We start from the raw sequence: 13,611 nt of genomic DNA, 5'->3' as shown, positions 1-13,611 counted from the left end.
GCCGCAGCGGCCCAGCCTGGAGAGTCCCGCATTACCGGTTCAACGCCGCCCGGTGGGCCATAGGCTGGATTCATGAGCAGGCTCTGGTGGCTGATCGGAGCGGTGGTGGCGGTGCTCGCCGTCGCGGTGGTCGGCCCGTGGGCATACGACGAGTACGTCGCAGGCGAGGACGACTCGGCGTTCACGCTGTCGGATCCGGCTACCGAGCTGCCCGCGAACGCCCCGCCCGGCAGCTGGCCGGTCACGCACGGCACCGGAATCGACCAGACGGCGGCGGGCTACACGGTGCACGAAACGCTTGTGGGCGCGCAGTCCACGGTTTCGGGCAGTACCGGCGAGGTCACGGGGTGGGCTCTCGTCAACGGCGATATTGTGCGTAATGGCGAAGTGCACGTGAAGGTTTCGGGCATCCGCACCGATTCGGCGCAGCGCGACGAGTACTTCGCGAACACGCTGATGCGTGCACCCGACTTCCCCGACGCGTTGTTCGCGCTCGTCGAACCCGTCGACATCTCGAGCGTGCCCGCCGACGGCGCGCTCGGAACCGTCACGACGCGAGGCGAATTGACGCTCAAGGGGCAGACGGTTCCGGTTACGGTCAACATGCAGGTGCGCAAGGAGCCCGCGGGACTGATCGTTGCCGCGAACGTGCCGGTGTGGTGGCGCGATTTCGGCATCGAACCGCCGTCGCTCGGTTTCGTGAGCGTCGCGCCCAACGGAACCCTCGATTTCGTCGTCAACTTCGCGCGGCGGTGAGGGTGCGACGGCAATGCGCTTGTCAGCATCCCTGTCGACACGGTAGGGATTGGCGGTGCACATCACTGCCCGCGTGGACTACGCCGTCCGGGCTCTCGTCGAACTCGCGGCGGCGGCGCCCGAACCGCGGAAGGCCGACGCGGTCGCCAAGGCGCAGCACGTGCCGTTCAAGTTCTTGGAGACGGTCCTGTCGGATCTGCGACGCGGCGAGCTCGTGCGGAGCAGGCGCGGCCCGGACGGTGGCTACTGGCTCGCGCGGCCGGCGGAGCAGATCAGCGTCGCCGACGTCATCCGCACCGTGGAGGGGCCGTTGGCGTCGGTGCGGGGTGAGCGGCCGGAGGACGTGACGTACGACGCACCCGCCGAGCGGCTCGTCGACGTGTGGATCGCGGTGCGCGTGAACCTGCGTGCGGTGCTCGAGAACGTCAGCGTCGCCGACATCGCGTCGGGCGCGCTGCCGGAGTTCGTGTCGACGCTCATTGCCGACCCGGGCGCGTGGAAACGTCGGTAGGCTGGAGTTCGGCAGGCGGCCGCGTGACCTGGGCAACATTCGTGCCGCTGGTGTGGGAGATCCCATAAACTTTCCCTCCTCTGAAAAATTTCAGAGTGCTGCAACTTCAGTACGCTCGACACAGTGGACGCACCTTCCCGACTCTTCGACTGCCAGAAGGCGGTCGCCGATCACCTCCGTGACAAGAAGACCGGTCTGCGTGACAAGAAGAAGGCCGCGACGCGCGCCGCGCTGAGCGAGGCGACGGTGCGGCTCTCGCGTCAGTTCGGAATCGACCATGTCACCGCCGACGCCATCGCGGCCGAGGCGGGCGTGTCGACCCGGACCTTCCACAACTATTTCTCCAACAAGGAGGAAGCGGTTCTCACCGCGCTGGAGGACAACGTGCGGAGCTGGGTGGACACGCTGCGTGCACGCCCGGCAGACGAGCCGATCTGGGATTCGATCGAGGCGGTCGTGGTCGACATGCTCAACGACCCCGAGAAGCGGATAGACGAAACCGTCGACATGCTGCAGGGCCTGCAGTCGTCGCCGGTGCTGCTGGCCAAGCAGACCGACGAGTTGCAGAGCCGGATCTCGCGGCTGCTCGGCGAAGCCATCGCCGAGCGCACCGGCACGAACGCCGAGACCGACCTGTATCCGCATGTCCTCCACCACGCGGTCGGCGGCGCCTGCAAGGCGGCGCTCGACCTGTGGATCAGCGGCCGCTCCGGGGCCTCGGGCCCGGACGAACTGGTCCGCCGGGCATTCGCTCAGCTCAAGAGCGGACTGCCGCAGCCGTAGCGCTCCCGCGTCACGGCACAGCACTGAAGGAACACGAAACACCGAGGAGCCTGCATGGCCACCTATCTCTATCGGATCGGCAGATTCGCCTTTCGGCGAAAAGGCCTGGTCCTGACCGCATGGCTCGCCATCCTCGTGCTGGTGGGCGTCGGGGCGGCGACGCTGTCCGGGCCGACGAAGGACTCGTTCGAGATCCCCGGCACACCCGCGCAGCAGGCGCAGGACCTGATGGCCGAGCGCTTCCCGGAAGCGGCCGGAAGTGACCCCATGAACGCCCTGTCGGCGCGATTCGTGTTCGAGGCGCCGGACGGGCAGACACTCGACACCCCCGAGAACCTCGCTGCGATGGACGCCGTGCTCGACAACGTGCGCCACATCGACCAGGTGTCCGACGCCGCTCAGGTCCCGCCGACCGAAACTGGTCCTCCCGGGGCGCTGGTCAACCCGGTCGTCGGCGCTGAGCAGCTCACCGCGATGGCGGACGCGACCGCCGAGCAGTCCGGAACGCCGGCCGACGTCGCGCTGGACAATGCGAACGCCCTGTCGCCGCTCAACTCCGACAAGACCGTCGGTTACGTCGAGGTGCCCTTCGACGGCGAATGGGCCGACGTCACGCCCGAACTGCGTGACCAGGTCAAGGCCGCCGCACAGCCGGGCACCGACGCGGGGTTGAACGTACAGCTCAGTGGCTCGGTCGCGCAGGAAGCGGAGATGCCCGGTGGCACCGCCGAGCTGATCGGTATCGCCATCGCGGCTGTCGTCCTCGTCATCACCTTCGGTGCGCTCGTCGCCGCGGGCCTCCCGCTGATCACCGCGATCATCGGTATCGCGATCGGCAGCATGGGCATCACGATCGCCACCGGCTTCACCGATCTCAGCTCGATGACGCCGACGCTCGCGATCATGATCGGTCTCGCCGTCGCGATCGACTACTCGCTGTTCATCGTGTCCCGCTACAAACACGAGATCACCGTCACCGACGACCGCTCCGAGGCCGCGGGACGTGCCGTCGGCACCGCCGGTTCGGCGGTCGTGTTCGCGGGCCTCACGGTCATCATCGCGCTCACCGCACTGCGCGTCGTCGGCATCCCGTTCCTGTCGGACATGGGCGCCGCGGCCGCCTTCACGGTGCTCATCGCGGTGCTGATCGCCCTGACGCTGCTGCCCGCGCTCCTCGGCCTGTTCGGCAAGAAGGCCTTCGCGGGTCGGGTGAAATTCCTGTCCGGCCGCGATCCCGAGGACCCGAATGCCAAGCCGGGCTTCGCGGCGCGCTACATCGGGAAGGTCGTCGAGCGGCCGCTGATCCCGCTCGTCGGCGGCGTCGTGGTGCTCGCACTGCTCGCACTGCCCGCGATGGGGCTCAAGCTCGCGCTGCCCACCGAGGCGACCGGCGACCCCGCGACCAGTTCGCGGCAGGCGTACGACCTCGTGTCCGACGGCTTCGGTCCCGGCAAGAACGGGCCGCTGCTCGTCGTCGTCGACGCGCAGGACGCCTCGGTGCCCGCCGAGCAGGCGTTCGCCGAGGTCAACCAGATGATCTCCGCCGAGGAGGACGTCGTCAACGCGCAGGTCATCGGCGTCAACGAGGCAGGCGACACCGCGCAGATCATGGTGACGCCCGCCAGCGGGCCGACCGACGACGCCACGATCGACGTCGTGCACAGCATCCGCGACGCGGAGTCCGGACTGAACGACAGCATCGGCGTCTCGTACGGAGTCACCGGCCAGACGGCGATGGAGCTCGACGTGTCCGAGACGCTGCAGGACGCGCTCGTGCCGTACCTCGCCGTGGTCATCGGTCTGGCGTTCGTGCTGCTGATGCTCGTGTTCCGTTCGATCCTGGTGCCGCTCACCGCGACCCTCGGCTTCTTGCTGAGTGTGCTCGCGACGTTCGGTGCGACCGTCGCGATCTTCCAGGAGGGCTGGCTGGGCCTCATCACCAATCCGCAGCCGATCGTGAGCTTCATGCCGATCTTCCTGATCGGTGTCGTGTTCGGCCTCGCGATGGACTACCAGGTGTTCCTGGTGACCCGTATGCGTGAGGAGTACGTGCACGGCTCCGATGCGAAGGCCGCGGTCACGTCGGGCTTCACGCACGGCGCCCGCGTCGTCACGGCGGCGGCGATCATCATGATGTCGGTGTTCGCGGCGTTCATCTTCGAGTCGGACACGCTGATCAAGTCGATGGGCTTCGCCCTCGCCGCGGCGGTGTTCTTCGACGCCTTCCTCGTCCGCATGGTGATCATCCCGTCGGTGATGGCGCTGCTCGGCGACAAGGCGTGGTGGCTGCCGAAGTGGCTCGACCGGATCATGCCGAATGTCGACATCGAAGGCGAGAAGCTGCGCAAGCAGCTGCCCGCCGAGGAAACCCGGAGCGACGTCCCGGTCGGCTGACCGTCTCGCACCACCGCGACAGGCCCTTCCCGACAAATCGGGAGGGGCCTGTCGTGTGTTGGGAAAACCCGGTGCTCGCAGGCGCCCGACGCGGGTAGTTTCGATCACCATGAGCATGCGACGGTGCCGATGCTGATCCCCCTGCTGACGCGCTTCCTGCGGAACTATCGCGGGCCGCTGCTGGGCGTGCTGGTGTTCCAGCTCGTCGCGACCGGCGCGGCGCTGTACCTGCCGAGCCTCAACGCCGACCTGATCGACAAGGGCGTCACGCAGGGCGACACCGGATACATCATGACGGCGGGCGGGCGCATGCTCGCGGTCACGCTCGTGCAGATCGTGTGCTCGATCGGCTCGGTGTACTTCGGTGCGCGCGCCGCGATGGGCTTCGGCCGCGACGTGCGCGACGCCCTCGTCGCACGCGTCGGCGCGTTCTCGGCCCGCGAGATCGGCCAGTTCGGTGCGCCGTCGCTCATCACCCGCAACACCAACGACGTGCAGCAGGTGCAGATGCTCGTCGTGATGAGCTGCACGATCCTCGTGATGGCGCCCATCATGTGCATCGGCGGGATCGTGATGGCGATCCGTCAGGACGCGGGTCTCGCGCTCGTCCTCGCGGTCACCGTGCCGGTCCTCGCGATCGCGATGGCCGTCGTCATCGCGAAGATGATTCCCGCCTTCCGGCAGATGCAGCAGCGCATCGACGGCGTCAACCGCGTACTGCGCGAACAGATCACCGGCATCCGCGTCGTGCGGGCGTTCGTGCGTGAGCCGCTCGAACATCGCCGTTTCGACGCAGCCAACGACGCACTCACCGACACCGCACTGCGCGTCGGCAGGTTGTCGGCGCTCATGTTCCCCACCGTCATGGGCATTGCGAATGTCACGAGCGTCGCGGTCATCTGGTTCGGCGGCCACCGCATCGACACCGGATCGATGCAGGTGGGTGCCCTCACCGCGATGCTCGCGTACATCATGCAGATCCTGATGTCGGTCATGATGGCGTCGTTCATCGCGATGATGGCGCCGCGCGCCGCGGTGTGCGCCGACCGGATCGGCGAGGTCCTCGGCGCCGTGCCCACCGTCGCCCAGCCCGACGACGCGGTGCGCACCCTCGACGCGCCGGGAGTCGTCGAGTTCCGAGGCGCCGAATTCAAGTTCCCCGGCGCCGATCAACCCGTGTTGCGCGACATCACCTTTCGCGCCGAACCGGGCAAGACCACGGCGATCGTCGGCGGCACGGGCGCGGGCAAGACGACGCTGATCAACTTGGTGCCCAGACTCATGGACGTCACCGCGGGCGCCGTGCTCGTGTCTCACACGGACGTGCGTCGCCTCGACCTCGACCTGCTGCGTGCCGGTATCGGTCTCGTGCCGCAGCGGCCGTACCTGTTCAGCGGCACCGTCGCGAGCAACCTGCGCTACGGCGACCCCGACGCGACCGACGAACATCTATGGCACGCGCTCGAAGTCGCGCAGGCGGCCGACTTCGTACGACGGATGCCCGAAGGGCTCGACACCCCGATCGCGCAGGGCGGCACGACCGTCTCGGGCGGCCAGCGGCAACGGCTCGCGATCGCGCGGGCCCTCGTGCGGCGGCCGTCGATCTACCTGTTCGACGACTCGTTCTCGGCACTCGATCTCGCGACCGACGCACGGTTGCGCGCCGCCCTCGCACCCGAGACGCGCGACGCGACGGTGATCGTGGTCGCACAACGCGTGTCCACGATCGTCGACGCCGAACAGATCGTCGTCCTCGAGGACGGCGAGATCGTCGGCAAGGGCACACACCGCGAACTGCTCGACACGTGCCCGTGTTACGTCGAGATCGTCGAGTCCCAGCGCTCGGTACAGGAGGTGTCGTGACGCGTCCGGGAGGGGGCGGTCCGCCGGGGACACCGCCCACACAGAAGCCGAAGGCGTTGTGGCCGTCGACGAAACGCCTGCTCGGCCGGTTGCGGCCGCATCGGGTCGGCCTCGTCGCGGTGTTGCTGTCGACCGTCGCGTCGGTCACGTTGCTCGCGATCGCACCGCGGCTGCTCGGCCAGGGCACCAACATCATCTTCGACGGCGTCGTGGGTGCGCAGCTGCCCGACGGGCTCACCAAGGACGAGGCCGTCGCGGGCCTGCGCGAAAGCGGCCGGGGCCAGATGGCGGACATGGTGTCCGGCATGGCCGTCGTGCCCGGGCAGGGCATCGACTTCGGGGCGCTCGGCCGGCTGCTGCTTCTGGTGCTCGTGCTGTATCTCCTGTCGTCGGTGTTCGCGTGGCTCGCGGCGTACGTCCTCAACATCGTGGTGCAGGCCGTCATCCGCCGGTTGCGCACCGAGGTCGAACGCAAGATCCACCGGCTCCCGTTGCGGTACTTCGATTCCCACTCGCGTGGCGATCTGCTCAGCCGCGTCACCAACGACATCGACAATCTGTCGCAGGCGATGCAGCAGACGATGAGCCAGCTCATCCAGTCGGTCTTCACGGTCGTCGCGATCCTGATCGTCATGCTGCTCATCTCGCCGCTGCTCGCGCTCATCGCCGTGCTCACGGTGCCGGTGTCGATCGTCGTCACCGCGGTCATCGCACGACGGTCGAAGCGGCACTTCGTCAACCAGTGGCGGTCCACCGGGCTCGTCAACGGCCAGGTCGAGGAGGCGTACTCGGGGCACGAGATCGTCACCGCCTTCGGCCGCACCCAGCAGGTCCGCGAGCGTTTCGCCGCCGAGAACGACCGCCTGTACCAGTCGAGCTATCGCGCGCAGTTCGTGTCGGGTCTCGTGATGCCGGCGATCATGTTCCTCGGCAACCTCAACTACGTCGCGGTCGCCGTCATCGGCGGGATGCGCGTCGCGTCGGGCACCATGAGCCTCGGCGACGTGCAGGCATTCATCCAGTACTCGCGCCAGTTCACGCAGCCGCTGTCGCAGATCGGGTCGATGGTCAACCTGCTGCAGTCCGGCGTCGCGTCGGCCGAGCGCGTGTTCGCTGTGCTCGACGAGGACGAGGAAGTGCCCGATCGGGCGGACGCGCGTACGCCGCGCGAGCACAAGGGCCGCGTCGTGTTCGACCACGTCACCTTCCGCTACGACCCCGACGTGCCGCTCATCGAAGGCCTGTCGCTCGTCGCGGAGCCCGGGCAGATGGTGGCCATCGTCGGGCCGACGGGCGCGGGCAAGACCACGCTCGTCAACCTGATCCTGCGGTTCTACGAACTCGACGCCGGTCGCATCACGCTCGACGGCGTCGACATCAGCGACATGACCCGAGACGACCTGCGCTCGCGCATCGGCATGGTGTTGCAGGACGCGTGGCTGTTCGGCGGCACGATCCGAGACAACATCGCGTACGGCAATCCGGACGCCACCGAGGACGACATCCACGAGGCCGCGCGGGTGAGCTTCGTCGACCGGTTCGTGCACTCGCTGCCCGACGGCTACGACACCGTGATCGACGAGGAAGGCGGCAACATCAGTGCGGGCGAGAAGCAGCTCGTCACGATCGCGCGAGCTTTCCTCGCCAAGCCGTCGCTGCTGATCCTCGACGAGGCGACGAGCTCGGTCGACACCCGCACCGAACTGCTCGTCCAGCAGGCCACCGCGGCGCTGCGCACGGACCGCACGAGTTTCGTGATCGCGCACCGGCTCTCGACCATCCGCGAGGCCGACCTGATCGTCGTGATGGAACACGGGCAGATCGTCGAGAAGGGCAGCCACGACGAACTGCTCGCCGTCAAGGGCGCGTACTTCCGGCTCTACAACAGTCAGTTCGTCGGGGCGGACGTATAACCGAGGCGTCGATCTCGGGGGTCAATCGGTGGTGAGCATCCCGCGGAGGACTCGCCGCACGACGGTCTCGAACAGGTCGCCGGCACGGGCGTCGACACCGTCCGAGGGGGTGATCGCGGCGGCGAGACAGGGATGTGCGCCCGCACCGACGACCCTGCCCAGATATGCAGCTTGCGCAGCATGTCGGCCTGCCGTGCCGTCGCCGATCTCGGTGCGAGCGAACTGCTGGACGAGGGTGTTCAGCACGGCGATCACCTGCAGCTTCGCCGGGCCCGGCAGATCGGCATCGGCCATCGCTCGGAGCGCGAACTCGAGGTAGTCGATGCCGCGCGGGCCGACGCGCAGGGCTTCGACGGGTATCGCCAGCAGCCATGAGCGCCGCACGTGGACGGCTTTCGCGCGACGTGCGAGTGCAACGAGATCGTCGATCACCGTGCCGGACAGGGGAACGTCGAGGTCGATCTCGCCTGCCGCCGCATCGACCATGAGGTCGAACACCTCGTCGTGGCTGGTCACGTAGCGGTACAGCGCGGACTGGCTCATCCCGAGTGCCTTGGCGATCCGGCGAGTGGAAACAGCGGGCAATCCGCCTTCCTCGGCAAGGTCGATCGCGACAGCAGCGATGTCCGCCAAACCGAAAGTCGGTGCGGGTCCGCGGGTGCCGTGCGGACGCTCCCACACGGTCGTGGCAGGTCGGTCCTGTTCGGACGGCGTCACTTGCGATGCCCTTCTGTCCGTCGTCTGGTCGTCCGGTCTACAGTAGAACTGCGTTCGGTGAACTCTGTATTGGAGGCAGGTATGTCAGGCGACGAGACATGGGGCCCGCGGCGCTGGGCGGTGAATGGGCCGGTGCGGCTCGCGTTCGATCGCTACCAGCCGGGATCCGACGGTGAACCGCTGCTCGTCGCCACCGGCCTCGGCGTCGACCGTCACGCCGTCCCCGCCGGCTTCTGCAGGCAACTGGCCGAGTACGGGTTCGCCGTCGCCCGGTACGACCAGCGCGACGGCGGCGAATCGACGCACCTTCCGCCCGTCCGCACTCGGAATCCCGTCGCCGCACTGGCCGCCCGCCGGGGCGAGGCGTATACCGCCGAAGACATGGCCGACGACGCGCTCGCCGTCCTCGACGAGCTGGGTTGGGCTTCGGCACACGTTCTCGGCGTCTCCCTCGGAGGAGCTCTCATGCAGCGTGTCGCCCTGCGCCGCCCCGAACGGGTGCGCACTCTCACCACGATTGCCGCCGTGCCCGGGGACGTCACCGGTCTCCGCACCTTTCGGTTCATCCGGTTGCGCACGCTCGCGAAGCTGGCGCGCGGAAAGTACCCGGACACCCGCCAAGGCGCTGTCGACGCGGGCGTTGCGGTAGCCCGGTTGCTGGCCTCTCCGCGCCGACGCTTCGACGAGGCTCCGGTTCGCGCCGCGCTCGAGGCACGCCCCGATCCGGGAGTGCACGACGGCGCCGCGCAGAGTCGGCAGATCGGTGCCCAGTGGAACGGCCGTCCGATCAGTGCGATCACGCGTCCGACGCTCGTGGTGCACGGTGAAGACGATCCGTTGATCAAGACACGGGCCGCGCACGTCATCGCGGCCGAGATCGCCGGCTCGCGCACTCTCGTGTTGCCCGGTGTCGGCCACGACCTGCCCGAGCACGCGTGGCAGCCGCTCGCGCGGGCGATCCGGGAGCTTGCCGACGCGCACGCGTAAGGGCCGATGCGGCGATAATGGCCCGGTGCGATCGCGAACGAAGGTGCTGGAGGCGACCAAGGAGGTCGTCGTGTCCGAGGGCTTCGCGGGGGTCACGATCGCGGCCGTCGCGAAGCGTGCGGGTGTCACCCGTCAGACCGTGTACTCGATCTTCGGCACGCGCGAGGACCTCGTATCGCAGGCGATGGTCGACCACCTCGGGGGCGTCGTCGCGTGCTTCCACACGCGCTTGGCCGAGACGGCGACGCCCGCGGAGTACGTCGTGGAACTGATCGTCGAATGCCGACGCATATTCCGCACCGATCCGCTGCTCGGGGCGTTGCTGCGGGCAGGCACGGGCAACCCGGTCTTCGACGCGGGCGCACTCGAACGCGCGCATGTCGTGGGTCTCGAACTGCTCGCGCCGCTGCGCACGCGCTTCCCGGGGACTGCCCCGCGGCTCGACGACATCGTCGAACTCTGCGTGCATCTCGGCTGGTCGGTGGTGTGTTTCGGTGACCACGAGTCGCGCAGCGACGACGACCTGCGGGCCTTTCTCCACCGCTGGATCGGTCCCGCATTCGCGAACCGGTGATCGGCGCCTTGTGACACATCACGACGCTCGGTGTGAAGATTGACACTCTCGTTGGATCTGTCTAGTTTTTGCTCCCGTTGGGCAGAACAGTTCTCGCGACGAGCCGGGGCCGTCCTGCAACCGTGACGTCGCGATGCGTCCCGACGCGTCGCCGGGAGGGGCAAGTGCGTGCCGAGCATCAGTCGTAGGGCATTCCTGAGCGGTGTCGCCGCGGGCGGGGTCGCAGCAACGGGCATCGCGCTGGGGTCGGGCGCCGCGGCGCATGCGGCACCCGTCGGTGCGCGGGTCCGCCAGGTCCCGGTCACCCGCCAGGACCACCGCGTCGTCGTGATCGGCTCGGGCTTCGGCGGCGGCGTCAGCGCGCTGCGATTTGCTCAGGCGGGCGTGCCCGTCGTGGTGCTCGAGCGCGGCATCCGGTGGCCGTCCGGTCCCGATGCCGACACCTTCCCGAGCGCGTCGGCCCCCGACAAGCGCGCGCTGTGGTGCCGCTCCAATCCGCAGCTGTTCGGTCGTCCCGTCGCCTTCGACCCGTACCCGGGCCTGTTCGAGGCGGTCGTCGGAGACAACATGACGGCGATGTGTGCGGCAGGCCTCGGCGGCGGATCACTCGTCTACCAGGGCATGTCGCTGCAGCCTTCCGAAGAAGTGTTCGCGCAGTGGTTTCCCGGCGAGATCGACTGGGCCACCATGGACAGCGAGTACTACCCGCGGGTCTCGCGCATGCTCGGCCTCGAGGTCGCGCCGGACGAGCTCGTCGAGTCGCCCAACTACCAGCCGGCCCGCGTTTTCGCGCGCCGCGTCCGCGACGCCGGGCTACCGCTCGAGAAGATCCCGATGCCGATCGACTGGGACTACGCGCTCGCCGAACTCCGCGGCGAGATGGCGCCGTCGTACACCAACGGCGACTGCGCGATCGGAGTCAACAACGGCGGCAAGAACTCGGTGGATGTCACCTACCTCGCACAAGCCGAGGCGACCGGCCTCGTCGACGTCCGCACGTGCCACGAGGTGCGTGCCGTCGAACGCGCCGCCGACGGCCGGTGGGTCGTGCACGTCGACCGCATCGACATGACCGGTGCCGTGGTCGAGAACCTGATCCTCACGACCGGTGCGCTCGTGATGGCCGCAGGCAGCGTCAACACCACCAAGCTCCTGGTCCGGGCCGCCGCGACCGGCGCGATCCCCGACCTGCCCGACCGGCTCGGCGAAGGCTGGGGCACCAATGCCGACCGCATCTACGTGTGGTCCGATCCCACCGAGCCGTTCGGTGTCGAACAGGGCGGGCCCGTCGTCTACGGCAGCCTCAACTGGTCGGACCCCGCTACGGCGCACACGGTCATCCAGGCGTCGATCCCGTCGATGTCGCTCGACATGCACAGCACGATGCTCGTCGGCTACGGCGTCAGCAACGGCCGCGGCAGCATTCGCTACGACGCGGGCGCCGACCAGGGCGTCATCGCGTGGCCTCGCGAGGGCGATGACGCGATCCAGGACGGCAGCATCGGACCCACCGCCCAGGCGATCGTGGGACCGACGGGGATGCTCACCGACACCAACAAGATCGTGCCGTCGACGTGGCATCCACTCGGCGGAGCCAACATGGGCGACGTGTGCGACGTCGACGGACGCGTGCACGGCCAGCGCGGTCTGTACGTCCTCGACGGTGCGCTCATGCCTGGCAACACAGCCGCGTGCAATCCGTCGATGACGATCGCCGCGGTGGCTGAGCGCGCGCTGGACAACCTGGTGCGCACCGATGTGGGGAGGACGATCTGATGAGCGCCACCAAATTCCGGAGGGGGGTCGTGGCGGCCGCGGCATGCTGTGTCGCGGTCGCCACGGCGAGTACGGCAGGTGCCGCACCCGCGCCCGAAGCTGTCGACACGGTCGTCGACGGCTTCCACCGGCCGCCCGCGAGCCTGCCCGCCGAGCCGGGCGCAGTGGTGAAGACCGAGCCGATCGACGCGCTCGCCGTCGCGCCCGGGTCCGATGGCGCGTGGCCCGCGTCTGCGCAGCAGGTCATGTTCACCTCACGGACGCAGGACGACGAACCGGTTGCTGTCACCGGCACATTCGTCGATTCGACCGGCCCGTGGAACGGCCCGGGGGAGCGGCCGACCGTCGTCATCGCACCGGGCACGACCGGCCAGGCCGACCACTGCGCGCCGTCGGCCGCGTTCGCGAACGGCATGTACGCGACGACGACGCCCGAGCCGTCGTTCTCGGTCAACCAGGAGGCCGTGTCCGCGAGCCGCTGGTCGCAGCTCGGGGCGCGGGTGTTCCTCACCGACTACATCGGGCTCGGTACACCCGGCATCCACACGTACGCCAACCGCGCCGAGACGGGCCACGCCGTGCTCGACGCCGCACGCGCCGCGAACGACATCGCCGGGGACAGCGACGCGCCCGTGCTGCTGTGGGGTTATTCGCAGGGCGGCGGCGCCACGGCCGCCGCGGCCGAGCTGGCGCCGTCGTACGCCCCGGATGTGAACCTGAAGGGCGTGTGGGCAGGTGCCCCGGTCGCGGATCTGACGTCGGTGCTGGGGCAGGTCGACGGCACCCTGATCGGCGGCGTCATCGGCTACGCGCTCAACGGATTCGTCGACCGCAATCCGGAGCTGCGCGCACGCGTCGACCAGATCGTCACGCCGGAAGGCCGCGCGACACTGGACCGGCTTGCCACCGGATGCATCGGCGACGTCATCCTGAAGCAGCCGTTCCTGAACACCAGCGACCTCACGGTCGACGGCCGCAGCATGCTCGACTGGCTCGGCGAGATTCCCGAGGCCGGACCGGTTCTCGCGGACCAGAAGATCGGCAAGCGGGTGCCCACCGCGCCCGTGCTGATCACGAACGGCGTCAACGACGACACGATCCCGTACGAGCAGTCGCGTCGCCTCGCCGACGACTGGTGCGGTCAGGGCGGCGACATCACGTTCGACACCAACGACATGCCGGCGATCGCGCCCGGGCTCACGATTCCCGACCACTTCGGGCCGCAGATCGTCGACGCCTACGCGCAGGACAAGGTGATGCCGTTCCTGCTGGAGTCGCTCTCCGGAGAGCACGCCGACGGGTGCCGCATCGGCTGAGCCGCACCCGGCGGGCCGCAC

The 13,611-nt window shown here is 68.7% G+C and carries 11 protein-coding genes; 10 read left to right on the top strand and 1 reads right to left on the bottom strand.

The features are described from left to right. Window positions 1–72 precede the first annotated feature (72 nt). From HCA44_RS12080 to HCA44_RS12055, 6 genes are all read left to right on the top strand, one after another. Window positions 73–756: a YceI family protein gene (locus HCA44_RS12080; protein ID WP_169648802.1), complete on the top strand. Its 684-nt coding sequence runs from the start codon at window positions 73–75 to the stop codon at window positions 754–756. Between the two features lie 55 nt (window positions 757–811). Next, window positions 812–1,267: an Rrf2 family transcriptional regulator gene (locus HCA44_RS12075; RefSeq protein WP_169648801.1), complete on the top strand. Its 456-nt coding sequence runs from the start codon at window positions 812–814 to the stop codon at window positions 1,265–1,267. A gap of 195 nt (window positions 1,268–1,462) precedes the next feature. After that, window positions 1,463–2,050: a TetR/AcrR family transcriptional regulator gene (locus HCA44_RS12070; protein WP_206038071.1), complete on the top strand. Its 588-nt coding sequence runs from the start codon at window positions 1,463–1,465 to the stop codon at window positions 2,048–2,050. Window positions 2,051–2,104: 54 nt separating this feature from the next. Further along, on the top strand, window positions 2,105–4,444 hold the full coding sequence (locus HCA44_RS12065) for an MMPL family transporter (protein ID WP_169648799.1): 2,340 nt from the start codon (window positions 2,105–2,107) through the stop codon (window positions 4,442–4,444). 129 nt (window positions 4,445–4,573) lie between these two features. Beyond that, the gene (locus tag HCA44_RS12060) at window positions 4,574–6,307 is read left to right on the top strand and encodes an ABC transporter ATP-binding protein (protein ID WP_169648890.1); all 1,734 of its coding nucleotides are present in this window, start codon (window positions 4,574–4,576) and stop codon (window positions 6,305–6,307) included. Then, window positions 6,304–8,220, top strand: a complete 1,917-nt coding sequence (locus tag HCA44_RS12055) for an ABC transporter ATP-binding protein (RefSeq protein WP_169648798.1) — start codon at window positions 6,304–6,306, stop codon at window positions 8,218–8,220. Before HCA44_RS12060 ends, HCA44_RS12055 begins: the two co-directional genes overlap by 4 nt. A 21-nt stretch (window positions 8,221–8,241) precedes the next feature. Here HCA44_RS12055 and HCA44_RS12050 read toward each other — a convergent pair whose 3' ends face one another. Beyond that, complete coding sequence (locus HCA44_RS12050) at window positions 8,242–8,937, bottom strand: TetR/AcrR family transcriptional regulator (protein WP_206038034.1); 696 nt, start codon at window positions 8,935–8,937, stop codon at window positions 8,242–8,244. Between the two features lie 81 nt (window positions 8,938–9,018). Between HCA44_RS12050 and HCA44_RS12045 the strand changes: the two genes are divergently transcribed. The 4 genes from HCA44_RS12045 (at window position 9,019) to HCA44_RS12030 (ending at window position 13,590) form a co-directional block, all read left to right on the top strand. After that, window positions 9,019–9,924 carry an alpha/beta fold hydrolase gene (locus HCA44_RS12045; protein ID WP_169648797.1) on the top strand — a complete coding sequence of 302 codons (906 nt, stop codon included), beginning with the start codon at window positions 9,019–9,021 and terminating at the stop codon, window positions 9,922–9,924. Between the two features lie 25 nt (window positions 9,925–9,949). Beyond that, window positions 9,950–10,498 carry a TetR/AcrR family transcriptional regulator gene (locus tag HCA44_RS12040; protein ID WP_169648796.1) on the top strand — a complete coding sequence of 183 codons (549 nt, stop codon included), beginning with the start codon at window positions 9,950–9,952 and terminating at the stop codon, window positions 10,496–10,498. A 168-nt stretch (window positions 10,499–10,666) separates the two neighbouring features. Then, window positions 10,667–12,274, top strand: coding sequence for a GMC oxidoreductase (locus tag HCA44_RS12035; RefSeq protein WP_169648795.1), 1,608 nt, complete (start codon window positions 10,667–10,669; stop codon window positions 12,272–12,274). Continuing rightward, a complete protein-coding gene (locus HCA44_RS12030; RefSeq protein WP_169648794.1) occupies window positions 12,274–13,590 on the top strand; it encodes a lipase family protein in 1,317 nt (438 codons plus the stop codon). Before HCA44_RS12035 ends, HCA44_RS12030 begins: the two co-directional genes overlap by 1 nt. Window positions 13,591–13,611: the final 21 nt, after the last annotated feature.

This window comes from Rhodococcus sp. HNM0569 (assembly GCF_012726205.1).
Lineage (GTDB): Bacteria > Actinomycetota > Actinomycetes > Mycobacteriales > Mycobacteriaceae > Rhodococcus_F.
Note: the sequence above shows the minus strand (reverse complement) of the source record. Positions and strands in the feature narration are given on the sequence as shown.

Excerpts from the sequence above, each read along its gene's own strand:
- HCA44_RS12080 (WP_169648802.1), top strand. The coding sequence starts at position 73 with ATGAGCAGGCTCTGGTGGCTGATCGGAGCGGTGGTGGCGGTGCTCGCC.
- HCA44_RS12065 (WP_169648799.1), top strand. The coding sequence starts at position 2,105 with ATGGCCACCTATCTCTATCGGATCGGCAGATTCGCCTTTCGGCGAAAA.
- HCA44_RS12060 (WP_169648890.1), top strand. The coding sequence starts at position 4,574 with ATGCTGATCCCCCTGCTGACGCGCTTCCTGCGGAACTATCGCGGGCCG.
- HCA44_RS12045 (WP_169648797.1), top strand. The coding sequence starts at position 9,019 with ATGTCAGGCGACGAGACATGGGGCCCGCGGCGCTGGGCGGTGAATGGG.
- HCA44_RS12030 (WP_169648794.1), top strand. The coding sequence starts at position 12,274 with ATGAGCGCCACCAAATTCCGGAGGGGGGTCGTGGCGGCCGCGGCATGC.